At 52.7% G+C, this 601-nt stretch carries 1 protein-coding gene; it reads left to right on the forward strand.

The features are described from left to right. A partial coding sequence (locus K3F48_RS23955) for an AMP-binding protein (protein ID WP_222577941.1) occupies window positions 1–601 on the forward strand: 601 nt, incomplete at both ends.

Consider the following 601-nt stretch of genomic DNA (forward strand, 5'->3'; position numbering starts at 1 on the left):
TTCAGCCGCGTCATCTCGCCTATGTCATCTACACATCTGGCTCCACCGGACAGCCAAAAGGCGTCATGGTCGAGCATCGAAATGTGACGAATTATCTTTGGTGGTTGATCAAGACCTATGCGCAGGACCTCGATTCAATCGTGTCGTCGCCGTTTTCGTTTGATGCGACAGTGACGAGTTTCTATCCGCCTCTGTTGACGGGCAGAAAAGTTAGACTTTTATCAAATGAGGACGAGATCGGCGAATTTGTAAATCTTCTACAAACAAAACAGAATCTTGGATTGCTCAAAATTACGCCGTCATATTTGACCGCCCTCGGGCAGATTATGCTTGCAAGGGGGGCGCAGAGTTCGGTCGACACTATCGTAAGCGGCGGAGAGGCGTTGTCGGCGGCGACCGCTATGTTATGGTGCCGCATTTCGCCCAATGTCCGCATCGTGAACCATTATGGTCCGACTGAAACGACAGTCGGCTGCATTACAAATTGCCTTCCCGCCGACATTTCGAATTCAACGTCGATCCCGATCGGCCGCCCGATCTCGAACACGCGGATATATATCTTGGACGGCCACGGGTCTCCGGTTCCGATCGGCGCGCGGGG

Source organism: Methylosinus sp. Sm6, from assembly GCF_019802345.1.
Lineage (GTDB): Bacteria > Pseudomonadota > Alphaproteobacteria > Rhizobiales > Beijerinckiaceae > Methylosinus.